This is a genomic window from Halostagnicola kamekurae (assembly GCF_900116205.1).
GTDB lineage: Archaea > Halobacteriota > Halobacteria > Halobacteriales > Natrialbaceae > Halostagnicola > Halostagnicola kamekurae.
This window is the reverse complement of sequence record NZ_FOZS01000003.1, coordinates 384209-408271: the sequence shown is the minus strand read 5'-3', so window position 1 is coordinate 408271 and position 24063 is coordinate 384209. Positions and strand designations below refer to the sequence as shown.

Sequence of the window (24063 nt, the reverse complement as noted above, 5' to 3'; positions counted from 1 at the left end):
GTAATCTTAACCAACATAACTCCATTTGACACGGTTCGTTGGGTAACACGGAACAGCCGATGTCCTACGAACTGTTGACGCCACAAGTGAACCTCTCGTCAGACATCGTCGATACGTTCAACGATTACTCGTCCGACCCGCTCCAAGACGTTGCCCGCTGCGTCGAAGCGCTAGCCGAACGCAAAGAACGCGAAGCCCGTCTCGAGGACTGTGATTTTGCGGGCGGTTTCAGAAGGTTCTCCCGGGGACACACCCCGTCTTCGATGTGTAAACTTGAATCCGATCCCATAGGGACTTAGTGCTCTGTTGAATCTACCGAAGGCGTGGCGATCAACTCTCTTTGTGGAGGTATGCAGTATATAAATTATTTAATATATACTGTGGGATACAAAACGCATATCAGCAGTCTATGTATCGAAATCAGCATTCTCACACTAACCCGGTAATAGTGGTCACAAAAGCCGTCAAACCCGTAATGCTGAGTAGTAGCCCAATAATCAACAGAAAAACACCCCGAGCGCCTGTTTTCAACGTGGTGGTTCTTGGGCCATCGTTCATCACTGTCAAGTCTTCTACTCCAGATGTCATGACTGCGTCTGCAGCTACGGAGACGCTCTCCGGCGGTGTGTTGGTTTTCCCAACAACAGTTATATCCTCGCCAATGCTGATCGTTCCTTCCATCAGCTCGATGGGACCCTTGATTACGCCTGAGTTCTCTGTATGGACTGAAGGCTCCACATCAAGTTTCTCTTCATCAACCTGGTCTAGCATTTCCTCTCCTCCCGTGACTGTATTTCTCTCATGTTGCAGTGACAGACTATCCGCGGTCGGATCAACCAAGATCTCCGCTGTCTCATCGGAAATAATGAATGGGATAGACTTGCTGCCAGAGTCAATAGAAGGGTCACCGGTACCCTGTACTATATGATTGATCTTATACTCGTATGCTACGCACTCTTTGTCATGGATCGGTGATCTAATGGTATTACTCGGTTGGGACGGACGGACATGCCCTTGAACCTGAACCAATTCATTGGCTCCGACAGCCTCATCCATTGGTACAGAGTCCGTAGTCGATAGTCTCCACCAATCGTTCACACCCTTGACTCCGCTAATCGTCGCGGCCAACCCTACCCCAGTCGCAATAATTCCACCGAATAACCCAGGTAGAAGTCCATCGACAAACAGTGTGGAGACTCCGAACAGAATAACAAACCCGAGAGAATCACAGACAAACATATCTTAGCCTATCTCCCTCGTTAGTAGATACTGCGGGCCTAAGTCAGTATTATTATCGGTTTCTTCTTCTGGCACTGTCTAGTTCAGTATCGCCCCGGACGGTGTTCGACCATCGAGCGCTTGATTCGGTCGATCATAGTCATAATGGTATCTGAAGTGTCAACCAGCGTCTTGCGCTGGCTGGACTGCCCGCCAGAACGTGTGAAAGGGGTCAATTCGCATTGAGATGGTCTGAAATCACTTTTCGGCGGGTTTCAATCGCAGTAGTTGAGCTGACCGCTCTATTCGTGACGAGCTAGGGCAGTCAGATAGCCGCCAGAACCGGCGAGGAAGCTCTAGCTCGTCGAGATCGTGTTCTCGGTGAGTAGGTGCAGGAAGGGGTCAGTCCCGCGGCGTTGACGAGATGCACAGCGTCTCGTTCGCATACCAGAACGCTCAATCTCCAAATTCCGAGAGACTTTTGCCTACGCGGAAGTCGATCGGTCTGTCGGCATCATCGGTGCCGAGCGCGGCAGCGAGTTTCTGCTCGTCGGGAGTGTCGATCGTCACTGTCCCGTTCGCTTGCGATTGGCCGTCAATCTCACTGTCCAACTCGACCGCCACTTCGTACGATCCCGACTCGGTCCACACGTCGTCGTACACTGCGAGTGATTGATTTTCATCACTGGAACTTGACTCGTTGTCACTCTCTTCCGAGTCCGAGGCGGCGAGATCGAAGGTTTCGTCAAGCACGGTGTCGCCGGCCGGATCGACGATGGTGATAGCGCCAGTGACCGGTTGGTTGGTCTCGTTGAACACGTTAACCTGCTCGAGGATCTGACTCCCGATGAAGTTGACTACGGCTGTACAGCCTGCTGTCGATCCCAGTAGCGCCGTGCCGCTTGCAGCAATAAATGTCCGTCTGGGGGGGGTTCCGTCGCGGGGTGTCTGAGCAGTCATTGGTAGCTCATCTGGAACTGAAGCCGGATGAAAATAAACAGTAACGAAAATTCTCTCGGTACGAAACACCGGGAGCTGAGACGGACAGGGTCGCGCCAAGGCCCCCGGTGTGGTGTTTCACGGTCCGGAACACCATTGTCACCAGGTGGCGATTGCTGGCCAACCGTCGTGCTACCGACGCGAGCCATCACCCACACCAGTATGCGGCAAACGGGCGTTTCGTGAACTGAGACTCTGCGTCTGGACCTATTTGACTACCATCCCCTCGTTCAGATATGGAGGTGAGCAAGACGAGGTTTGCGAGCATCGTTGCGGTCGCGGCCGCACTCGGATACGCGCTCTACCGGCGGCGCTCAATCAATCCCTCTAACACCCATGACGACGAATAGCTCCCCCGCTGACGACGGCGCTCACGCACAAGCGATCGCCGATAAATCCTTTCCAGTGGCGATCCTGCTGTCAATCGTGCTCTCGCCGGTGGCGTACTACTACGTTGGCCGGACGAGGCTAGCGATACTCAATCTCCTCACGCTCAACTACCTGCTGTTGGGCATAGTGATCGTTCCGATCCACGTCTACAAGATCATCAGCGACGCTCAGGCAGAAGCGCGCGGCTAGACCGAGGAGTGTTGACACTCCTCGCGCTAAACAGTAGTTGCCGAACCCCTCTCTAACTGTTATCAAAAGACCTGATTGTATCAGATTTGTAGATCTCATCTATATATGGGTTTATATCAGCCAGCCAGGATTAGTTCACTTCGAAATAAGCTGGTTAAAACAGATTCGACAACTACTGTAAACGGCGAGGCTTTCGCATTGAACTTTCCGTAACACAGCGTCAGCGGTATGAGCCACGCTCACTTCGATGCTCGAATACAAGTGCAACCGTGAGGGGACGCACTTCGTAGACGTTGAGCCAGAGTACAACCAAAGAGTGTCCAATTGTGGCGTGGAAACCGACAAACCGGTGTGGGCGCGTGAACCCTCCTGTCCGGCGTGTAGCTTTGAGGCGGCCAGAGACGCAAATGCAGTGTGGAATATCCTTTCTCGCGGACTCACCGAACTAGGAGTGGGTCACTCCGAAGGCACGTCTGTGGAGACTGCGTTCCCTGCAGGGACTGCGGTTGTTCCTGCAAAACGCGTCACAGAAGCAGGAACCCCTGCCTCAAGGAGCCGCCGAAGGCGGCGAGTAGGCAGCGATGGTTCACTACTTCACGGCAGGCGCGGAAACGTGCTAGCTGACGTGCTACAGTTACCCGACGTTAACTCTGCAGGTGTTGACGACGTCACTATTCCCGCCGGAGGCTACGAGTCGTATTCATCGTCGTAAAGACGAACTGTTACGACACTTCCCGACGGGTCATTTTCCCGAAAGGCGAGCTCGCCGCCCAGTTGCGTGACGGCCCAGTTGACGAACCAGAGCCCGATCCCGCTGCCATGCTCAAGTTGGGTTTCCGTTCCGGCGTCCAGAATCTTTCTTTCTCGGTGGGGAATCCCCGTCCCGTCGTCAGCGACAACGAGTTCGGCGGCACCGTTGGGGCCTCCTCGAACGGTAACCTCGACGTGTGTCGGTCTATCGGTGTGTTCGATGGCGTTGCCGACCAGTTCGGTCAACACCTGCCAGATGATAGTTCGGTGCGACGAAACGGTCAGTTCGTCTGGACAGGACAACAAGATCTCACACGGCTGATCTTCGGTGCGGTGCTGTTCGACGACATCCCGTGCGACGGCCGCGAGATCGACCGATTCCGGTGAGTCCGCACTGGCAGTCATCACGTCCTCCGCTTCCCGCGCCTTGTCGCTAAGATCGACGAGGTCGGTTGCGCTGTCGCGGATCCCATCCCGAACGGTCTCGTCGTCGATGCGGTCAGCATAGGCGAGAATGACGTCTAGTTCATTCCTGACATTGTGCCGGAGAACTCGGTTGAGCACCGAGAGGCGCTGTTCGCGTGTCTGGCGGTCTGTTACGTCGCGTAATAGCACGGTTCTGGCAACTGCGTCGGCCCCACCGTCGACTTCGGCGTCGTTGACGGCCGAGACGCTGTACTGGAATCGTCGGCGTCCCTTGGTTGTCTGGAGTGTGACCGTTCCTGTCGCGCCTGCCGAAAGGTCGGTGCCGTCGAGACCGTCGACAACCGAGTGGATCGGGTCGCTGATCATCGACGCTGTCGACCGGTCGAACAGTTCGGCAGTCGTCGCGTTGGCGTCGAGCACGTGATCCTCCCAGTCGAGGACGATGACCGCCTCTTGCAGCGCCTCGACAACGTGCGTTCGTGCGACGTGATCGGCTTTCGGGAAGCCAGTCATCACTGGATAGCGCCGCACCGCGACCGCAAACAGCCCACCGGAGACGAGGAGGCCGACAGTCACACCGTCCGCGATGGGATCGCTACTTCCGGCCCCGCCGGCGTAATACGGTGCTGCAACAGCCGAGATTACGGCCGCGATCTGAAGCTTCGAGATGCGGGCGTGATTCCAGCCGTGACCGAGAAGCAAGTACGTTCCATAGATAAACAGGCCGAACAGCAACATGATCTCCGTCCCGAGGAACGATGCAAGCAGCCCTTCAAGGACGGTCCTTGGCAGGTCGACAAAGAGGATTGCGGCGCTCAAGACGAGGGGCAGCGCAATCCCCAGAAACATGGCGACGCGCCACCGGGTTAGCCCGGTCCCCCGACCAGTGTAACTGAGCGCGTACATGACCCACACGCCTGGGATGACGATCCCGATTCCGAACTGACCAAATTCGACGAGTGACGACAGAAGCGGAATCGCCGCCGTACCAGGGAGTTCTGCAAGCACCGAAAGCACGGCCATGGTCGTCAGGAGGGCCAGTATGGCGATAAAGGGGTGTGCGCTGGGACGATCCCGTGACTGGAGAGCGAGCCAAGTTGTCCAGCCCAGCAGCGCGCTCGCTATCGCGTCAAGGGTGACGGCCGCTACTGTTCCGACGATCGACATTTTCTATCCATCAATTTCTCGATCCATGTAATCAACGTGGTGGTCTAGCTCCGATCCGACACCGAAGACGTGGCATCTCCTACAGTCGCCGAACTGCCCGGATGACTGTGACCGATCACAGGTCACTGGCCTCGAACTGACGGTAGCCGATCGCCAGCGGCACCACGATCCAGAGGACGATCACGATCAATGCGGCCCACCAGTCGACGAACGCCGGTGCTTTCTCCCCGACGTACTGACTTGCCCGGTCAATATCGAATCCGGCGCGCAGGAGTCGTGCGTACGCTTCACCGGGCTCGGCTAGCTGGAGCAACAATTCCCAGTCGGGTGTCCCCACACTGGGGTTGAATCGGTGGAGGAACGCCACGGCAAACGAAACGAGTGATCGCCAGAGCACCACCAGTAGCAGATACGCTCCGACGGCACCGTAGACAATCCGGCGGTCGACCGTCGTCGACGCTGAGAGCGCGACGGCGACTGCTACGAACGACGCTCCGTAGAGGGCGGTGACAAGTAGGAACCACGGATATGCGAGCGCCCCGTCGGTTCCGTACCGCAGCGCCGCGTACAGCCCGGCGACTGATAGCCAGAGGAGCACCGGGGCCAGTAACACGATCACCCGGCCAAGCACCGTTCCGGCGAGCAGGTCCCTGCGAGACTGTGGGAACGACATCGAAAGCAGGATGCTCCCATCCGCTCGGTCGTCGGCTATCGACCGGTAGCCGAGCACAATCCCGAGGATCGGCAGGAGGCCGCTGACGAGACTAAAGACGCCGGCGACGAACCCGGTGAACGTCTCGTCTCCGACGTAGGTGTACGCCGCAGCATAACCGACGAACAGCACCGAAAACAGCCCGAACAGCACCCAGAGTGTTCGGGATCGGCTGGCGTCGCGCACATCCTTGCGCGCGACGGATCGCCAACTCATGCGAGATCACTGCTGGTGAAGCGAGAGTAGCTCAGCGCCAGCGGGACAACCAGCCAAAGCAAGAACACGGCAAGTGCGATCCACTTGCCGAGATACCAGGGGCCGTCGAGACCGGTGCTCGGATCGAAAAAGCCTACAGTTACCCGCTGGAAGACGGTTCCGGGATCGTGATCGAAGACGAACTGAACAGGAGTAGGCAGGGTGCCGTCGATGATACCGGTCCTGTTCAGTCCAAAGCGCAGGGCGCCTGCAATGCCGTTCCATGCCATCACGAACAGGACGACCAGCCCGAGCGAGAACACGGCCGCACGCTGTTTGGTCCCAGTCGAGAGCGACGCCGCGATTCCGAGGTTAGTCCAGATCGCTCCGAACACGATTATCGCCGCGGCGAAGCCGATGAATCGACCGATAGCAAGACTACCAAACGGGTAAACGACGAGCCCCGCGCCGATGGTCATTGCTGCGAGGATCGCACCGCTCAACAGCCCGACGCGGCTGAGTACCTTTCCGAGGACGAGATCGTCCCGGCTGTGGGGCAGCGATAGTGAAAGCAACAGGGCGCCCGACTGACGCTCGCTGACGATCGCATTGTGGCCCAGCAAGACGCCGACGAGGGGAATGACGGTCGTGAGCCAACCGTCAACGAACCCGGTGAAGCGGGCGGTCGTTATCGGGTCGGTTCCGAGCACTGGATAGAGATACGCAGCCACGAGAATCGTAGCGGCTGGGAGCCCGAGCAATAGGCGAGTCGATCGTGGCTCGGCAGCGAGTCCGGCGTCCGTCCGAGCGATGACTCGCCAGCTCATCGCTGACCGCTCCCGGTGTATGCGACGAACATGTCTTCGAGAGATGCCTCTTCGGTCCGGAAATTCACCACGTCCGCGCCGAGGCGCTGCAGTTCGACTATGACATCCATTTTCGCGTCGTTCGTACAGGTCACCTCGATTGTCGATCCGTCGCGGACCGTTGCGGTCTCGACGCCGTCGACGCCACGAATTGCCTCGACTGTCGCGTCGGCGACCTCCGTGACGTCGATTAGAAGTTTGGTGCCGCCGCCGATCGACTGTCTGAGCCCCTCGATCGTGTCGACGGCGACGAGTTCGCCGTCTTGCAGGATACCGACCCGGTCACAGATCGCTTCGACCTGTTCGAGGATGTGGCTCGAAAAGAAGATCGCTGCACCGCGCTCACGCTCCTTGCGGAGGATCGACCTGATCTCGGTGGCGCCGTTCGGGTCCAGGCCCGATGTCGGCTCATCGAGGACTAGCAGGTCGGGCTCGTCGACGAGTGACATCCCCAGTACGAGGCGCTGTTTCATTCCTTTGGAGTAGTCGCTCGCCGGCCGGTCGGCGGCGTCCCGAACGCCGACGCGGTCGAGGATTTCGACCGGATCGTCGTCGGCGTCTTTCGACCGAACAGCGTATTCGATATGCTGGCGACCAGTAAGCCGGTCGAACACCGAATATCCCTCGGGCAGCACGCCAATTCGGTCTCGAGCCGCGACGCCCTCCGCCTGACAGTCGTGGCCGAACAGTTCCACAGAACCGGCGGTCGGCCGCGCGAAGTTGAGGAGGATATTGATGAACGTCGATTTCCCGGCGCCGTTGGGCCCTAGAAACCCGAATATCTCCCCCTCGTTAACTGAAAGGGATACTCGATCTAGAGCTGTGACTGTCGTATACCGCTTCGACAGCTCGTCAGCAGTGATTGCTGTCATAACCGCGACTTCGAATACAGTTCAAAAAACGACCGTCGCTACATCTCACGAGTAGAAACACCGTTTGCTGCGTTCGTTAATCCCGTCGAAGGACAAGCTGATATCGAGCCAGCAAGTCCGAGCTCCGAGGGAGTGTTGTCGTGTATAACGGTCGAACCATCACGTACAACGACGACCATGTATCCCTCTCCGCCACAGACAAGCGCGTGACTGCCGAATACGTCACGTCAGTCAACGATGAAGGGACACCGTTCGAGGACTATTGGACGGATGAATGGGAGAAAGCCGAAGCAACGCTCCATAAACGAGATGGTACGTGCTATCTCCACGTCGCCGTGAAGAAAGACGTTGACCCCTCCTGCGACGAAGAATCCGAGAACGGAGTGGTTCTCTGAGGTCAGGGACGGTGAACGCGAATGGTTGATTTCGACCTACCGAATTACTCGGTTAGAGCGGGAGTCCACTGACAGGCCTCGGGGCTTGACCTCGAGGCAGTTGACAACGGATTTCGGTATTACTAGAGGGTGCGTCTATGGGTGAAGGATCACAACTGTGAGTGTATGACTTCGACAGCAGCACGGCAGACGCTGGTTCAAGCGGCCGAGGCGAGTTGTCGCATGGACCGTCCCGAGCGCGTCGCCCCGAAGGCGTGGAGCCGGTGATCCAAGTGACTGACCATCGGAACAATACTCGGACGGGTGAGCCTGGTACCGTTGTGCTCAATGCAGTTCCAGAGCCGGTCGTCGGCTACACCGTCGTTGACGGGACGCCACAGATTGCAGCGACGAACGATGCGTTCGACGCGACGTTCGACGCAGCGTCGACCGGTACGATTCTCCGTGAGTGGCTGCTCCGGAACCATGCGGTCGACGAGGCGGCGATCGAAGAGGTCTGTTCCGCGCTCGCCGAAGGGGATGCCATCGACGCCGAAATTAGGGTCCGGCCGGCCGGCAGTTCCGCTAACGAACGGCGCCCCGTTCGGCTTCGCAGCTTCGACGGCGATGCGACTGACGGAACGGTCGGCAGTGATACAGTCGATGGGCACGTCCTTGTGACCAAGATGAAGCCGACAGATACCGATAGTTCAGGGCTTGACCACGTCGCAAGCGTCATCACTCACGATCTCCGGAATCCGCTTGATGTCGCTAACGCGCATCTTCTGGCTGCCAGAGAGACGGGGGAGGACGAGCACTTCGAGCAAGTCAGAGACGCCCACGATCGGATGGAACGGATTATCCAAGATGCGCTCACACTCGCCCGTGGGGAGCGCGCGATTGACGTGTCACAGTCCGTCACCATCAGCGACGTGGCGTCCAACGCTTGGGAGACTGTCGATACGGGTGCTGCGTCCCTCGATGTCGACGACGATCTGTCACCAATCAACGCCGACGCCGATCGACTGCAACGACTGTTCGAGAATCTGTTCCGAAACGCCGTGGAACACAGTTCAACGAGCCCCGGCTCGCAAACTCGCCAGGACGACGCCCAACACTCCCATTCTTCACCCAGTGCTGAGGCAGGACTGGACCTTGACGAGTCGGTTCGTATCCTCGTGGGTAGTCTCGACGGCGGATTCTTCGTCGCCGATGACGGGCCCGGAATCGCACCTGACGAGCGTGAACGAGTCTTCGATCCTGGCTACTCCTCTGCCGAGGCAGGAACTGGACTCGGACTGACGATCGTCGAGCGGATTGCTCGCGCACACGACTGGACAGTTTCGATCACGGAGGGATCGTCCGGCGGCGCCCGATTTGAGTTCCGACCGGTTACAGACGAATGACTGAACAGAACGATGCCGCCGAGCTAGACGACAGTGCTACAAAGACGATGGACACTCGCCTCCGACAGGCCCCGATCGGGGTCATCGAGACGACGAGTGACGGAAAGATTCTCGACGTCAACGACGCCGCCGCGACGCTGCTGGACGGCGATCCGGCTACCCTGCGTGGTACGACAATCAGTGAGAGCTTCCCGAAGTCGGCCGCCGGGACGCTGCGGGAAACGTTCGACGACGCTCAGCCGACATCGGCATCGTTCGAGGAGTATTACCCGCTGATCGATCAGTGGCTCGCGATCGATGTTCAAATCGACGAGCGTGCGCTCGTGTACGTTCGGAATTGTACACCGAGAAAGGAGACTACGCAAGCTATCGATCGGCTTGACCACCGACTCGATCGACTCCAACGCATCAACTCGCTGGTTGCAGCCGTGTTACAGCAGGTCCTCGGCGCCTCGGATCGCTCGGACATCGCCCGGACGGTATGCGAGCGACTGGGTGGCACCGACCTCTACCGGTTTGCGTGGGTCGGTGACCGGGAGCTCTCCCCGGAACGTCTGCAGATGGTTGCTTCAGCGGGCAAGGCCCCCGACCTGCAAGAGCAAATCGACGAGAGTCTGGGTGATGAGCGGACTCTACCCGGACAGGAAGCTGTCACGTCGGGCGAAACGAAACTCGTTGAGACGATTGCCGAGGACGATACTGTCCCCCGTGGCGTCCGTCGAGCGGCGTTCGGCCACGGCATCCGGTCGTGCCTTGCGGTCCCGCTAGCGTATCATGGGACCGTCTACGGCGTCGTAACGGTGTATTCCGGCCAAGAGGACGGGTTTAGCGAACAGGAGTGTGTCGCCCTCGAAACCTTGGGTAGCGTCGCCGGGTTCGCAATCAAGGCTGGCCGGCAGGAGAACTTGCTGGTCTCTGACACGGTCACCGAAGTAACTATCGAGGCCCGCGACGAGACAGTCCCGTTCGTCGGTGCCGCGCGAGATGTGGACCAAACCCTGTCGCTGGACGGTGCGGTCCCCCGTGGTGACGGTGCCGTCATCTGCTATCTTGCGGCGAACGGACCGATCGAATGCCTTGACGAGTTACTGGCTGACTACCAAACGGTCACCGACGTGCGACAAATTCGGTCGGAGACACAGCCACTGTTGCAGGTCACTGTCACCGATGAAACGCCCGTGACCGCGCTTGCAGCATGGGGCGCGACGATCAGGGGTGGCGAATACAATTCCGAATCGGCTCGTCTCGTCGCCGAACTCCCGTCTGACGGCGACGTTCGGCGGCTGATCGAGGTCGTCGATGAAACTGTCTCGGAGACGAAACTCATCGCCAAAGAGGAGACGAACCAAACACCCGAACCGGTCGAGGCGTTCCAAGATGGACTCAACGATCGGCTGACCGACAGGCAACAGACCGTACTCCGGACTGCGTACCTGTCGGACTACTTCGCGTCACCGCGAGGGAGCACCTCTTCTGAAGTGGCGGAAACGCTCGACATCGCCGGGTCGACGATGCTATACCACCTCCGGCGTGCGGAGCAGAAACTCGTCAAGTCTTTTTTTGATGGTGCAGAGTCAGATCCGACAGGTGGGGAGGCGACTGTCTCCAACGACCAGTGAACCGAAATCAGTATCGTTCGCGGTCGATCCCCGAGAACTCGGAAAGTAACTCCTCAGTTTCCGGAAGCAGTCTCAGAACACGCTGTTTGACATCGTTACGGCGTGCCTCGATGTCGGCGAGTCGATCATCAGCCGCTACCTCGCCGGCCGGTAGTTCGGCGTCGATGACCGCTCGCGTCGACTCTAGCCGGAAGTACTCGCCGAGAAGTTCGTACGCGAGCACCTGACACTGCTGGTCAACGGCGGCGTGAAGATCCTCACGGTCGACTGGCTTCGAGAGATAGTCGTCGAACGGCATATCGACGATATCCAGACCCGGATCGATCGCCGTCACCATTACGACGCGTGTCTTGAGATCTCGTCCCCGGAGCTGATCGAGCACCTCGTCACCAGAGAGGCCGGGCATATGCCGATCAAGCAGGACAACGTCTGGCGTTAACTGCTCGCCCACGACTGTGAGCGCTTCCTCGCCTCCATACGCGACGGTCACTTCACCGACGCCTTCGAGACGGAGTGCATACGCGTCGGCTACCTTCTTTTCGTCGTCGACCATCAGGACTCGAGGATTTTCCACACGCATCTCGCTGGCCATGTTACCGGCGGTAGGGTGTGGCGGTACTAATATCCCGGTACGAGTAGATGGTTAACACCTGTAAGAGAAGGGACGATAATCGATATCCGATCTCAAGAATATAAACTCCTCGAACAAATCAATCACGACAGCTGAATAAGTGCTTATACAGGCGTTCAGGATGCTGGAATTCCACCGCACCTAGCGAGCGAGATCCTCAACCACTCGCAAGTGGCTGAGATGCTTGACCGACACGGCTGGGTGTTCGATCGCTCCACGAAGATTCTCTCGTACAAGGCGAAGGTCGAGGGTATCGAAGTCGTAGAAGTGTCTGAGCGCGATACGAGTAAGACGTGTTGTATCTGCGGTCAAGAAGACGAGAGTCAACGCGTTGAACGTGGACTGTACGTCTGTGAATCGTGCGATGCGGCGCTCAACGCTGACGTGAACGGGGCGGAGAACATCCGTCTCGATATCACCGAAAGTAACTCCGAGTCTGCGTCCAGTTTGGACGCGGATAGGAGTACCGGCTGGGTGGCACAGCCCGAAGTCTACCTTCATGACCTCTCTCGAGGATTCCAACCTCGGGCAGTGGTGGGAGACTGCAAACCCTAATACCCCAATCCAGCGGTGCAGTGCCGTGGGATTCCCGCGTCTTCAGGCGCGGGAGGTCGTCAACGGTCCGGATATTTACCCAACCGTCGAATTGTTCAATTCGAAGCTACGAAATCCACATCCTCGACAACACCCCTGTCGCTCACGGGCGAGAACTCGAGTTCCTCAATAACAAGTCGGAATTCCTTGCGTTGCTGTCCATTGGACGGCATAGACATCGTCGTCTCAACGGCACCGACCGCTTCAAGCTGGTTGAGACGCCGATATACTGTCGGACGAGAAGCACCAGATATCTCGGCGATCTCGCGGGCAGGAATCGGTCCTTTATCCAGTGCTGCGAGAATGTCGTTCGTGTACGCCTTGGCCAACACGGTGAGGAGTTCGTCAAGTTCAATCATGCGCTCCTCGCTGGTCGCGCTGTTCTCTGAGCCGGTGACAGACTGAGGTATACAGTTGGTGGTCGGCATCGGTATATCATTACTACTGTTTGAACGTCCGTATAATATCCCACTACTATCTGGCATCTTCACCACCACTGTCCTCTAGCTATGCAGAGATAGGCTGAATTCGAGGATCCGGTAGCTCAATCGCCCGCCTTGACCGTGACGCCATTGCTCTCGAAGGTGAGCCGGAGTCGGTTGACTGCGACATGGTATTGCTGTCGATGATGACCGTCCACCTCGACGCTCATCGAAGTCCGGACGAGACCTGCGGCTTCGAGACTATCCAGACGTCGATAGACGGTAGCTCGGGAACTGTCCAACCGCTCTACTAACTCCCGTGCAGAGAGTGGCTTGCCATCAAGTTTGTCTAGTATGCGCCGAGCATGGTCGTCACTCAACAGATCGAGCACTGCCTCCGAATCGATTGTTGTACCATCGTTCTTGAACTGAAATCCTCGTTTCCCGCGTAGCCGCGACGTATTACGGGTCAGTTTTGATTTCGACATCGTAGTCAGAGAGTAGGCTTGACGGTCCCTGTAGGATGGCGCTGCTATTTGCAACGACGCTGTTGGATCACACTAGTTATTGGCAACGCTCTTGCATAGGAGATTGTTGATACTGCTGGGTGGTCGCTGTAGAGTCAAAGAGGACAAGGACACCGCTAACGCGGTGCCCGTCACGAATGATTCCGCTAGATGTGTTTGGTTCGGGATCGGTCGCAGCAGACCTGCTGGAACCGGTTCGCTGGCGTGACGGCGTTACCTGTTATCGCTTCCGTTCTGACGTCTGGTCAGAAACGGCAGCTACGGAGAGTTTCAACGGTATCTCTGTGAGAATTACGACCGAATATTCAACGACAAGACTGGCGTGATCTTTGTTCACTCGAAGATTGCGTCCTTCGGTAGCTGTTCTCAATTCACACGCTTCTCCGGTTAACACGGGTTTCAGACAATTCCAGTACGAAATTGAAGTGGCATACAAATGATGGACCGGCGCATCGAGATCTCTGGCGAAGCGCCCGATACGCCTTCTCTCGAATCTTGTTGGCCTGGTCGAAATCGACGAAGTGTACGCTCTGCCGGGAAGAAAGGCCGCGGGCGCGACCAGAGTCGCGCGGGCGTGGCCTGTCAACGCGCGGACGTGGTTCGTACAAGAATTGTTTTATGACACTCTACTCATACTGAGGACAGGGGGAGTCGATTCATGGTATCAAGGCGATCTGTGTTGCAAACGGGAGCAGCAGTTGGCGGAATCACGAGTCTCGCAGGCTGTAGCCGAGATGGAACCGATACCTCGGATTCGAACGAAACACAATCCGATTCGACGAACAACACCTCCACTGAGGGGACGGCTGAATCCGACGGTGGAGGCGTGAGCTTCGATGGGGAGACAACAGCCTACACAGAGTGGATGTTCAATCCCGCTGAGATCAACGTAGAGAGTGCTGGATTCGGATATACGGACGTAACAACCTTGCTCGACAGCGATGCAAAGTCCGCGTCCGAACTAGAATCTTACTATGGGGCGATGTTTGGCGACCGGCTGTCCGTTGATGACATCGAGTACTCGCTGACGATGAATCAGTTCGTCATCCTATCGGGCAACGTAGATGGCGCTACGCTCGCCAACGGACTCGGTCTCTCCGAAGAGGGAGAGTACCGTGATTTTACAGTGTTCACCGATGACGGCGGGTTTCTGTTGGCAGAATCGACTGACTACGTGCTCGCTGGTCGTGGTGCCTACGGTATTGAGTCAGACAACAGGATGGAACTGAAACTCGCGATCGACACCTATGTGGACGAACGGGACCGTTACGTCGAGCGTGAGGGGGCTTACGAGGATCTGATGTCCCAACTGTCGACCGCAACCGTTAGCTACGGTGACCTTCCTGCGCCATCAGTCGCCGAGGAAGCCGACGAAAGTGATTTTCTCACCAGTGCGGTCACCCAGGAGATCCGTGATGACCAGCTGGCGCTCACGGTGGTCGAACTGTACGGCGGGGAAACCGATGTCGACCTCAATGCGCTTGAACAAGAGTACGAAACTACCACTTCCGAGGAGCTAACAATCGTCGGCACCTCACAGGAGGGCCGGTTGGCTATGGTCGAACTGGAAGGTGAGCCCAGCGACGTTGACTTGGAGCCGATCTGACTATTAACGCGAAGGCGGAGGTCGCGTCGTCCTCGAGGAATCGATGGTTGGGGTTCTCCCGAACGTGCTTGCGACGCGCACTATAGCAGTTCAGCTCGTCACTACCGAAAACATTGCAAGCGTCGGCTTCGCTACGGAACACTGTCGTCTCGTACCGCTTGTCGTCTACAGTGTCGGAGCGGCAGTGTTAGGTGTGCTTCTCACGCGGTGGCAGCTGTACGACAGGGGTCCGACGATGAGCGAACCCGCCCTCGCTGCCGACGGCCTCGGAAAGTCGTTCAGCGGGGATGCCGTATTTGATAAGCTCGACCTGACCGTCGATTCTGGTGAGGTCGTCGTCTTGCTGGGCCCAAACGGAACGGGAAAATCCGTACTCGCCTCCTGTCTCGCTGGTGGTCTGTCCCCTTCCGAGGGCACCGTCGAAGTTTCGGGAGACGAACCAGCTACTATTCCCGGAACGACGAGTTTTCTGCTTCAGGATGCTCTGTGTCTCAATAGGTTGACTGGACGGGAGAATATCACGTTCTACGACCAACCCAACCCGTCATTTACCGACCGGTGGCGGACGCTGGTTGAAACGTTCGGCATTGACGACCAGCTCGACGACCGAGCGGACCAGTACTCCGGCGGGATGCGCCGGAAACTCGAGCTCGCCATCTCCCTGAGCGTCGAGACACCGCTGTACATCCTCGATGAACCCACAGCCGCCCTCGACCTCACGATGGTGCGCGAGGTCCATCATCAGCTGTCGAAGCTCCGCGACCGCGGGAAAGCGTCCTCATGACCACCCACCTGCCAATGGACGCTGACGTGTTCAATTACTTCACCCATCTCGACGGGTACGCTGAGAACGTCTCGTAACCGTGTTCTCGGATGTGGACCATACAAATAATGTGTTGTGGTACCAGTTCTTGTGAACGCTGTTTCTCAAAATATTCAACCGGTTCGCCATCCTCGGTGTGTGATGAAGCCTCCCTGTAACGCAAGGCCTTCCCACGTGTACCCACCGCTGCAGGTGCTGTACAGCCAACAGGGCCAGACTAATGACATCCCAACTGAATATCGGTAAACGGAGTATCGGTAACCAACCCATCCACTAAGACAGCCTTAAGCGTCTCAACTCAATCCACGCATGCCACCCACGATTGTTCTCCTCATAATCGCGGTCCTCGTAACTATCGTCCTGGCCCATGGGTATCGAACGCTGACTGCGTTGCTCGTACTTCGATCTCTCCCGTCAGATACCGACATGCCGTCGTCAATCGTCGACGGTGAGACAGTCGCCCTCACGGGTGAACTGACGGTTGAGGAGCCGGTTGAAACAGCTTCTGCGGCCGTCGAAGATGCTGACCGGCCTGTTGGTGCGTATCTTTGGCAGAGTCGGTTCTCGGACAACACCAATAGTGACCTCACAATCGAAGACTGGGGCTGGGAGCGCCAGCATTGGCACACGTTCGCCTCAGGTATCGAATGGGGTCGGTTCGGCGTTGACGCTGGCAGTCAGACGGTTCGTATCGATCCGTCGTGGCTCCGAACCGCGCTCGACGCCGAACGACTTGCGGAGTTAGAGATCGGCGGTGTCAATAAGCACGACCGGTTGTCCGTGTATCTCTGGGACTCTTGGTACACCTATCTCCGTGACCGTATCGAACACCGCTCGTTCCAGCGGTTTGCTGGCTACGTGCAGCGGCACAACGATGAGATTGATCTGGATCGCTATTTGCTAGAGGCGCGTCCGCTGCTGGAGGGTGACGAAGTGAGCATTAGCGGTGAAATACACGTTGAGCAGGGTGAACCAGTCCTCCGCGGGACCGACGACGTGCCACTATTGCTTTCCGACAACGGGTTTGACGAGCACCGACGCTGGCTCAAACGACGAGCCCTGCAGAAAGGAGCATTCATTACGGGGCTGCTTGTCGTCGCCGTGAGTCTCTGGTTCGAATTCTACATTCCGCTGGGGATACTGGTCGTCGGCTGGCTCCTCTATTGGGCCTACCACTTCGTACAAGATGCGGGCATCTTTCTGGAGTGGATACGGAGCTAACACGCTACTACTCACGCATATCAACTGAACCAGCACGGCGATGCAATCTGGAAGGCCATCGGTATGAACTGGCGAATCACTCTCGGTGGATTCGTAGTAAGTGCTGGGTTAATCGGCAGGTGGACCAAGTTCGCCACTTTTCGCGGTACACTCTTTTCAAGCGTTCTTCTTGCTGGGCTGTTCTTAGCTAATGAATCATTGACAGGTACGTCTACGATATTTGACTCGCCTCAGTGGCGCACAGGGAACTCACACCTCGATGGTCGGTGATTGAGTATTCCTGTTGCTGGCTTCTATAGGTATACAACTCATCAGTGGAACCGTACTGACGAGAGATTCTGTGAGGCAGTGTCTGAGGAAGCTCTTGGTTGATTTCGCATACCGGCTATACGGCTACCATAGCAGTAGTTGGTAATACGGTTTCTTTACTCAGAGTGAGGCGTGAAACTCACGGCAAGTACAGAGCGTGTACTCACCGCTTCGGAACATGTCAATTTAGTTTTGACGTTTGAGTAATAACGTAGCTAAAACAAAAGTAGAGCGTGAGTAAGACGAGAATCGTTGTGAGTACAGTTATCACAGATGAATATCCAAACATCTCTTCCCACGCTCCGCTCAGCTCCCATGAAATAGCCCAGCCCACTACAACAGTAGCAATAACGCTGAAGAGTTTTAGCCATGGGGAGTTGTAATCGGTTGTGGTAGACCACATATTTTTGACTTCGGTCAGTGAAGTCATCATAACCCATTATTTATATTACATACACAAAAATGCTTTGTAGTTTAGATTATAACACTCCGTTCGCACACGTAGTTGCCGAATCAATCGGTTTATATCCAACTATTCCTTTGCGTAAAGAAATAGCGCTACTATCTACTGATAGAGTATCGAGTTCCGTCGCTACAGCTGCGACTCCGAATTCCGTCAGTGGAACCCATCGGTGAACCGAAGTTGAGAGAGACCATAGCAGGGCCTCTATGAGGAAACAGTAGTCCATGGGGAGAAGAATTAATCGCCCTCTGTACCTCGTTGCGTGTATCCCCAGTAGAGAAACAGCGCGATAAACAAGAGTGACAGAACCCCTGTTAACAGACCGGAGATGGCGTTTGGTAGGGATAGAAACGCTGCAGCGTCGGCTATTGAGTAGGCGATCCAACCGACGGATGCAACGAGCACAAACGTGAGTCCGGACTGCGAAAGGCGACCGTGAGAGTAGCTACGTACTCCGAGTCCGATCATCACCACTCCAAAAACCACCATCAAAAAGTGGAATTCAGGGCTTCCGGTCCAGTTCATCATTGGCACGTACGTCGACGGACGCTTTCGGGTCGCCATCTGACCGTGTGGCCCTCTCTGAGACAACCACTGTCTCTGTCCCTTCTCATTCGTCAGTTACCCCGCTGACCGGCGGAAGAGTCTCTCGAAGCAGATGTCGTCGCTCGTGTTCCCAGACGGCAATGTACAACAGAAATCCAGTCAGGAACACTCCCGTACCGACTGGAGATGCCCCCAGTTCCGGAAGCATATCCAAAACGTCAACTGCACTGACCACTGCCGCCGTCATGCCGACACCACCAACCGTGCTGAACGACCCGAACTGAACTCGGCCACCGTCCACGAGGCCTCGCCCAGCCTGATACACCAGGCCAAGACCGGTAAGTCCTGCGAGCGCGAGTGCAATTGTCTGTAGCGACGGTACGACAAACCCCGCGAGTACGGTGACGAAGCCACCGATGGAGAATCCGATAGCGATCCGGCCAAGCATCCGCACACGACCGAGTCCCCAGGAAGCCGTCATCTCGGAAGGATCAACTACGTCGTCGATTCGATTGGGGCCATCGTCAGCAGTAGACGTGACTCGTTGGCCGGCGTGAATGTAGCGACCAGAGCCGTCCGGTTCCGTCCAGCCAGTCTGTTCAACAACATTTATACCCGGCGTGTCCACGTCAACACTGTCGAACCGGACGGGCAGCCCGGCCGAAACTTCGAACGTCGGGTGGTCTTGGATCTGGAAGTGAAGGTGGGGCTCTGCAGAGTTCCCGGAATGCCCACACCGGCCAATCTGCTCGCCGCGCGTAACGTGGTCGTCAGGTTCGACCTCGATACTGCCTGGGACGAGATGGGCGAGACAACTGTACTCATCTTCTGCGTGGCGGATCGTGACGGCGTTCCCAGTCATACTTCGTTTGAGTGGGTGAGAAAACCCACCAGCCCGTCCAAGCTCTGGGTCGCCGTCGTGGACATCGACGACGACGCCGTCGGCAGGGGCGGCAACTGGTTGATTGTAGCAGTAGTAGTTCTCGATACTCGTATCTGTGCCGGCGGGACGGGTCCGCCCCTCCTCATCAGTAATCACGAAGTCGTAGGCGTAGCGCTGGGTTGCCGGGAACCATGAGTGAGAGTACTCTTTAATCGGACTCCCGTTCACGACTGTCCACGTCCCCTCGATGGGCAGCCGATAGTTCGTGGATTGGTCGTACGTTTCTGGTTCGGGAAGGGAACCACGGTGTCTCCCGATAGCGACGAGGCTCCCGACGAGTTGCATCGCGTCCTGCCGAAACACAAGCGGATTGAAAAATGACAGTGGAATACCGAGCAGAAAGGCGATGTGCCCTCTCCATCCGCTGTCCATTTCGAGCCAGTCTCGTGGCCCTTCGTCGTCAGTGTCGAAGCCGAGCGATTGTTTGCTGTCGCGTAGTAGTATCGACACGAGCGGCCATAATGCGAAGAACCAGAACACATGGAACAGCTTGAGAATCTCCAGTGACGGGAACCAACTCCCGAGGATTCCGATGAGTCCCAGCAGCGTCAGGGAAAACGGGCTAATGGACTGGATTCGCTCGCGGAGACGCGAACCCAGAGGCGGTAACGTAGCTTTATTCGACATACGAACGTTACGCTATATGTAGGTGTTCCTGGTCGTAAGCGTTCTGTGAACACAACTTCACAAGAACAGCTCGCACACATCGGGAGGGGAGCACTCAATGGCCCTACTGTTCAACAGTTCCGTATGACGAACAGTAGACAAGGAGAAGCGGCATCGGAGGAGGCATTCGCGTTGCTCGGCCATGAAATTAGACTCGCTATTCTACATGCGTTTTTCGAGCGATATGCGCCGGTCGATCCGGATTCACGCTCGGAGGTGCGGGAGCAGCGCACGCTCTCGTACGCGGAACTGATGGCAGCAACAGATATGGAAGACAGCGGAAAGTTCAATTATCACCTCGAAAAGCTCCGCGGTGTCTACGTCGAAGAAATTGAGGAAGGGTACGTCCCGACTGCGGGCGCTATCGCACTTTACGAGGCTGTCATAGCGAACCGACCGACAGAGTCGATACCGGTCAACTTCGATATAGATGAGTCGTGTCCGAGCTGTGCGTCTGGACTCCAGGGAAAGTACGAGCAGGGTTTCCTGACCGTCGAGTGCTCCGAGTGTGACCTGTTCTGGGGAGCAACGTATCGGTTTCCGAAGAACGGGCTCGCTGTCCGCGAGGGAGAGAGTATTTACGAGGCACTCTATGACCGGATGATGCATCACATCGGACTGGCGCGTACGGGGCAATGCCCGTCATGCGCTGGCATCACCAACGGAACGATGCCGCGGGACCGCCTTGATGGAGAATCGACACCCACTGCGGAACTGACCTGTCAGACGTGTTCGTGGTTCGTCACTGTCGATATCGTCAGTGCGCTCCAGTTCGAACCACAGGTGACGAACGCATTGCTCGAATTAGGTATCCCGCTCAGTGAGTCGAGTAGTATGCGGGCCACGGAGCAAGTGCTTTCCAACGTAACCGGTCGAGTCAGTTCTGATGACCCATTCCACGCCACGATCCGCATCACGTACGACGAGGCTGTCGCCGAGATCACTATTGGTCACGAACTCAGAGTCCGTTCGGTCGCCATTGAATAGTGCTGTAGCACTCTGTCAAACAGTCGATATGGTCGGAGCGACAACGTGTAGGACCACGTTCGCAGTGAGATGAGCGGTCATCGCAATGAGTATCCCTCGGGTCCAATATAAGTAGCCGAACACGCTCCGGCGATCCCGTTGAGTAACAGAATGCGAGTGGTAACGGCGAGAGACAGTCCGTTGGTGATACTGACTGCTGCCGGGAGATGTGCAACGCCGAAGACGAGCGAGACACCCTCGCAGATGACGCTCACGTCCTACGAAGAGTTGGAACCCGCTGCCCAGTGACGACTGACTGGTATTCCCCATGCATGGGGAGCCTCGCCGTTTACGGCGAGGAGGATGTCACCAAAGCATGAGAACCCGATTGGGTCTCCGATAGACTCGACTGGCCTAGACACCACTCTCGCGAAATCGAACGAGATCGACATCGATCGGGAGCGTCTCGAAGTCGTCATCGGCACCGGCGATAAGTGTCGCATCCGTCTCGTGGGCGAGTGCAATGCCATGAGCGTCCGCGAACGAGATGTGGCCATCTGCCTTTACTTCGGCGGCAAGACGCCAGTCGGCTCGCGTAATTTGAATTCCCCATCGCTCAAGCGCACGGAGATCCCGATCGGCAGTGCGAAGTGAGTCTGTCGTTGGTTTGTCGTCAATTCCTTCGAAGCGAGCAATGAGATACAGTATTTCACCAGCGTTGGTTTCTGCCAGTAGCCCTTCGACAGCCCCGTCACGAACGTCTCCAAGATACTCTTCGACGACGCTCCGACCCGGCTCGTCATAGAGGTATGCAATGATCGCTTCGGTGTCAAAGACGTACTCGTTACTCATTCGTCCCTCGAGTCAGCCGGCCGAAGTCGATCAGCACGGGCATTTTCTCGCCGACGTTCCTCCTGTTTCAGTTCACGAACCTGGTCGATCACCTCGCCACGTTCGCGATCAGCATCGGCGTGAATCCCGCCTAACTCTTCGAGTGAGGGAACTGGTTCGACAATGATACGTTCGTCCTCTTCGTAAATGAATACCTCTCCAGGGGTGTCGATCCCGAACTTCTCTCGGAGCGTCTTCGGGATCGTTGCCTGCCCCTTCTGTGAGACGCGTACTACTTCTGGGTCTCGAGTACTACTCGACATATTATGTTGTACTATACTCTCTAAGTACTACTAACTATCGGTGAGGAAGCCTCCTTGTTCATTCAAAATAGTCACACACTTTTCGACTGTACCACTTCTCGAGGAGTTTCGGTTCTTGAATCTATCTGGGTTCATGCAGAGCACTTTTGTATAGCTATCTCGATAGAGATAACTAGAAGCGTATCATGTCGATGACTGAGTTCATGGATCCCACCGCTGCGAAAGTCGTCTTAGCAGCCCAGCGTGGGGATTCTATCAACCGAATTGCGAATAAGGTCGATATCTCCTACTCGTGGATATACGATTGGATCGAGCGGTTAGCTGATGCAGGCTTTATCGCTAATACAGATGATGGAATTCACATTGTCGACCATGAGATGCGCCGTCACTATGATGAGATGATGGGCGCATTGTACCGCCGTGACTGTCTCTCGCAGGAGGACGCCTATCTCATTCCTCACTTTGCCGGGATGGAGTTCGCGTACACGGAGATCGACGCGGCCTACGTCTGGACACAGGGCGGCTATCAGATCGCACGCAGCCACGACGATTATCCCGTGTTCATCAATGTTCACGACCAGGATGTCGACCGCTGGATTTCCTTCTTCGAACAATACGGAATCGAGACCGTGATCGACGAACGCCCCGATGCCAGCGACATGGAGGGAAATATCTACTATGTCTTATTTCCCACAGCAGGCGGCATTGAAACAGCGTGGACCGACGGTAACCCAGTCATCCCGTTGGGTGAGGCGGTCAAGCAAATGATGGATAATCGACCGGCGTACGAACCAGCGTTAGAGATCATTGATGAGGAATACGATATGGATCTCGATGCGAGCCACCACGACCGAATGACCGCGGACTGAAAATCAATGTCCTATGAACCTTTCCGAACGCCAAACCAAACTGATTGATACACATCGTGCCATCAAGACTGACGCGTTCGACGACGGCAACTATACGATCGTCGACAGCATCGAAGTCAGTGTGATCAGCGCAGACAGCGAGTTATACAAGCGAAGCAGGCCGAGTGCCTCGAGGTTGTCCGGGAACCCTTGATTCTCGGGGTGACGAGACGCCTCGGCGTCTCGAACCACTTGACTCCGAGGCGGTTCACATGTTCCGCAACCGCTGTCGTGAGGACAGCGGCCCGGCTGCGAGTGAACCGTCTCGCGGAAGATCATTGGTGAGTTCGTTGCGCCCAGCGAGCGCATTGGGGAAGAGTTCGTCTAACGTGCGAAGTCAAGAAACTAGACAGTGCCCATTAAGAGGATGTATCCATTGAAGTTCATGATGTTTGGGCTGGGTAAATCACTGCCCAGAAACAGTCTGCAACGACAGTTAATAGGGTTAGTTCAGTCGTCCTGGAACGCGACGGGGCCACTGTCCGCTCCATGACGTACGCGACGGAGGTGACAAAAATCAGTTAATCAATTCAATCATCTGATTTCCGTGGTTGAACCCCCCATTCACCGTAGATATCGCTCGATGGTTCTCCTGGTTCAGGAGCAGACACGTCGTCACGCTCCACCAGATTCGTAATAATCTCCGTATCAAGTTCGTCAACCTCGGGATAATTAACCTCGATCATGTTCCCGGTAGGATCACGAATGTACATCTGGACCGTTCCGGTTGGTAAGTAATAGACAGGCGGATCCCCATCTTCATAGCCACCATGCACATATTGTTCAAGGACCTCAAACTCAGCGGAATCGTGTGATTTGACGGCCTCATAGACGTGCTCTAAGTCGTCTACGTGGACCGCAAAATGGTGGAATTCGGGTATATTTGCCTCAGTTTCGACCAGATGAAGTTGGAGATTACCACAACCCACCCACTGAATTGGAAGATCCCAATTTGGGGTCGGAATTTGATCCATTCCAAGTACATCTCCATAGAATTGAACCGCCTCTTCTAGTTCATCAGCGACGATTGTCACGTGTGTATAGCGTGCGTTTACCATGCCACTATCTAACACTAATCGCGGAAGTTCATAAATATTCGGG

General features: G+C 56.3%; 23 protein-coding genes and 4 pseudogenes. 12 read left to right on the top strand and 15 right to left on the bottom strand.

Annotated features, from left to right (window positions below; genetic code table 11):
• Positions 1 to 429: 429 nt before the first annotated feature.
• From BM348_RS15855 to BM348_RS15850, 3 genes and pseudogenes are all read right to left on the bottom strand, one after another.
• Positions 430 to 1239 (bottom strand): hypothetical protein, encoded by an 810-nt coding sequence (locus tag BM348_RS15855; protein ID WP_092906225.1) that lies wholly within the window; start codon positions 1237 to 1239, stop codon positions 430 to 432.
• A gap of 78 nt (positions 1240 to 1317) precedes the next feature.
• A pseudogene (locus BM348_RS21935) lies at positions 1318 to 1634 on the bottom strand (IS6 family transposase); the annotation flags it as partial.
• A gap of 40 nt (positions 1635 to 1674) precedes the next feature.
• Positions 1675 to 2247 carry a hypothetical protein gene (locus BM348_RS15850; RefSeq protein ID WP_245779492.1) on the bottom strand — a complete coding sequence of 191 codons (573 nt, stop codon included), beginning with the start codon at positions 2245 to 2247 and terminating at the stop codon, positions 1675 to 1677.
• A 306-nt stretch (positions 2248 to 2553) separates the two neighbouring features.
• Between BM348_RS15850 and BM348_RS15845 the strand changes: the two genes are divergently transcribed.
• Entirely contained in the window at positions 2554 to 2796 is a 243-nt protein-coding gene (locus BM348_RS15845) for a hypothetical protein (protein ID WP_092906221.1), read from the top strand.
• A gap of 208 nt (positions 2797 to 3004) precedes the next feature.
• Positions 3005 to 3355: pseudogene (locus BM348_RS15840) on the top strand (zinc ribbon domain-containing protein); the annotation flags it as partial.
• 128 nt (positions 3356 to 3483) lie between these two features.
• Here the strand turns inward: BM348_RS15840 and BM348_RS15835 are convergent.
• From BM348_RS15835 to BM348_RS15820, 4 genes are all read right to left on the bottom strand, one after another.
• Complete coding sequence (locus BM348_RS15835; protein ID WP_092906219.1) at positions 3484 to 5139, bottom strand: sensor histidine kinase; 1656 nt, start codon at positions 5137 to 5139, stop codon at positions 3484 to 3486.
• Positions 5140 to 5254: 115 nt separating this feature from the next.
• Positions 5255 to 6067 carry an ABC transporter permease gene (locus BM348_RS15830; RefSeq protein ID WP_092906217.1) on the bottom strand — a complete coding sequence of 271 codons (813 nt, stop codon included), beginning with the start codon at positions 6065 to 6067 and terminating at the stop codon, positions 5255 to 5257.
• A complete protein-coding gene (locus BM348_RS15825; RefSeq protein WP_092906215.1) occupies positions 6064 to 6873 on the bottom strand; it encodes an ABC transporter permease subunit in 810 nt (269 codons plus the stop codon). Before BM348_RS15825 ends, BM348_RS15830 begins: the two co-directional genes overlap by 4 nt.
• Positions 6870 to 7784, bottom strand: a complete 915-nt coding sequence (locus tag BM348_RS15820; RefSeq protein ID WP_092906213.1) for an ABC transporter ATP-binding protein — start codon at positions 7782 to 7784, stop codon at positions 6870 to 6872. The genes BM348_RS15825 and BM348_RS15820 overlap by 4 nt, the downstream gene beginning before the upstream one ends.
• Positions 7785 to 7924: 140 nt before the next feature.
• Here BM348_RS15820 and BM348_RS15815 point away from each other — a divergent pair, with 140 nt between their 5' ends.
• The 3 genes from BM348_RS15815 (at position 7925) to BM348_RS15805 (ending at position 11183) form a co-directional block, all read left to right on the top strand.
• Positions 7925 to 8179, top strand: coding sequence for a hypothetical protein (locus BM348_RS15815; RefSeq protein WP_217642030.1), 255 nt, complete (start codon positions 7925 to 7927; stop codon positions 8177 to 8179).
• A 320-nt stretch (positions 8180 to 8499) separates the two neighbouring features.
• A complete protein-coding gene (locus BM348_RS15810; protein ID WP_245779491.1) occupies positions 8500 to 9564 on the top strand; it encodes a sensor histidine kinase in 1065 nt (354 codons plus the stop codon).
• Positions 9561 to 11183: a bacterio-opsin activator domain-containing protein gene (locus BM348_RS15805; RefSeq protein ID WP_092906211.1), complete on the top strand. Its 1623-nt coding sequence runs from the start codon at positions 9561 to 9563 to the stop codon at positions 11181 to 11183. Before BM348_RS15810 ends, BM348_RS15805 begins: the two co-directional genes overlap by 4 nt.
• A gap of 7 nt (positions 11184 to 11190) precedes the next feature.
• Here the strand turns inward: BM348_RS15805 and BM348_RS15800 are convergent, their stop codons facing one another.
• Positions 11191 to 11775 carry a response regulator gene (locus tag BM348_RS15800; RefSeq protein WP_092906209.1) on the bottom strand — a complete coding sequence of 195 codons (585 nt, stop codon included), beginning with the start codon at positions 11773 to 11775 and terminating at the stop codon, positions 11191 to 11193.
• A gap of 222 nt (positions 11776 to 11997) precedes the next feature.
• Between BM348_RS15800 and BM348_RS15795 the strand changes: the two are divergent.
• Positions 11998 to 12369: pseudogene (locus BM348_RS15795) on the top strand (transposase); the annotation flags it as partial.
• Between the two features lie 95 nt (positions 12370 to 12464).
• Here BM348_RS15795 and BM348_RS15790 read toward each other — a convergent pair.
• Both BM348_RS15790 and BM348_RS15785 read right to left on the bottom strand, forming a co-directional pair.
• The gene (locus BM348_RS15790) at positions 12465 to 12767 is read right to left on the bottom strand and encodes an ArsR/SmtB family transcription factor (protein WP_245779489.1); all 303 of its coding nucleotides are present in this window, start codon (positions 12765 to 12767) and stop codon (positions 12465 to 12467) included.
• A 185-nt stretch (positions 12768 to 12952) separates the two neighbouring features.
• Positions 12953 to 13318: an ArsR/SmtB family transcription factor gene (locus tag BM348_RS15785; protein WP_092906205.1), complete on the bottom strand. Its 366-nt coding sequence runs from the start codon at positions 13316 to 13318 to the stop codon at positions 12953 to 12955.
• A gap of 176 nt (positions 13319 to 13494) precedes the next feature.
• Between BM348_RS15785 and BM348_RS15780 the strand changes: the two are divergent.
• The 4 genes and pseudogenes from BM348_RS15780 to BM348_RS15765 all read left to right on the top strand — a co-directional run.
• Positions 13495 to 13966, top strand: a pseudogene (locus BM348_RS15780) (transposase); the annotation flags it as partial.
• A 217-nt stretch (positions 13967 to 14183) separates the two neighbouring features.
• On the top strand, positions 14184 to 14963 hold the full coding sequence (locus tag BM348_RS15775; RefSeq protein WP_092906203.1) for a hypothetical protein: 780 nt from the start codon (positions 14184 to 14186) through the stop codon (positions 14961 to 14963).
• 235 nt (positions 14964 to 15198) lie between these two features.
• Complete coding sequence (locus BM348_RS15770) at positions 15199 to 15747, top strand: ATP-binding cassette domain-containing protein (protein ID WP_175507214.1); 549 nt, start codon at positions 15199 to 15201, stop codon at positions 15745 to 15747.
• A 348-nt stretch (positions 15748 to 16095) separates the two neighbouring features.
• Complete coding sequence (locus tag BM348_RS15765) at positions 16096 to 17007, top strand: hypothetical protein (RefSeq protein WP_092906199.1); 912 nt, start codon at positions 16096 to 16098, stop codon at positions 17005 to 17007.
• A gap of 490 nt (positions 17008 to 17497) precedes the next feature.
• Here BM348_RS15765 and BM348_RS20695 read toward each other — a convergent pair whose 3' ends face one another.
• Together BM348_RS20695 and BM348_RS15755 are read right to left on the bottom strand one after the other, a co-directional pair.
• Positions 17498 to 17749, bottom strand: a complete 252-nt coding sequence (locus BM348_RS20695; RefSeq protein WP_139231203.1) for a hypothetical protein — start codon at positions 17747 to 17749, stop codon at positions 17498 to 17500.
• 640 nt (positions 17750 to 18389) lie between these two features.
• Complete coding sequence (locus BM348_RS15755) at positions 18390 to 19895, bottom strand: M23 family metallopeptidase (protein WP_092906195.1); 1506 nt, start codon at positions 19893 to 19895, stop codon at positions 18390 to 18392.
• A gap of 123 nt (positions 19896 to 20018) precedes the next feature.
• On the opposite strand from BM348_RS15755, the gene BM348_RS15750 reads away from it, so the two are divergent.
• Positions 20019 to 20921 (top strand): DUF7351 domain-containing protein, encoded by a 903-nt coding sequence (locus BM348_RS15750; RefSeq protein WP_092906193.1) that lies wholly within the window; start codon positions 20019 to 20021, stop codon positions 20919 to 20921.
• Between the two features lie 393 nt (positions 20922 to 21314).
• Here BM348_RS15750 and BM348_RS15745 read toward each other — a convergent pair whose 3' ends face one another.
• The gene (locus BM348_RS15745) at positions 21315 to 21752 is read right to left on the bottom strand and encodes a PIN domain-containing protein (protein ID WP_092906191.1); all 438 of its coding nucleotides are present in this window, start codon (positions 21750 to 21752) and stop codon (positions 21315 to 21317) included.
• Positions 21749 to 22054 (bottom strand): AbrB/MazE/SpoVT family DNA-binding domain-containing protein, encoded by a 306-nt coding sequence (locus BM348_RS15740; protein WP_092906189.1) that lies wholly within the window; start codon positions 22052 to 22054, stop codon positions 21749 to 21751. Before BM348_RS15740 ends, BM348_RS15745 begins: the two co-directional genes overlap by 4 nt.
• A gap of 203 nt (positions 22055 to 22257) precedes the next feature.
• Here BM348_RS15740 and BM348_RS15735 point away from each other — a divergent pair, with 203 nt between their 5' ends.
• Positions 22258 to 22923 (top strand): helix-turn-helix domain-containing protein, encoded by a 666-nt coding sequence (locus BM348_RS15735; protein ID WP_092906449.1) that lies wholly within the window; start codon positions 22258 to 22260, stop codon positions 22921 to 22923.
• 569 nt (positions 22924 to 23492) lie between these two features.
• On the opposite strand, the gene BM348_RS15725 is transcribed toward BM348_RS15735, so the two are convergent.
• Positions 23493 to 24020 carry a VOC family protein gene (locus BM348_RS15725; protein WP_092906185.1) on the bottom strand — a complete coding sequence of 176 codons (528 nt, stop codon included), beginning with the start codon at positions 24018 to 24020 and terminating at the stop codon, positions 23493 to 23495.
• Positions 24021 to 24063: the final 43 nt, after the last annotated feature.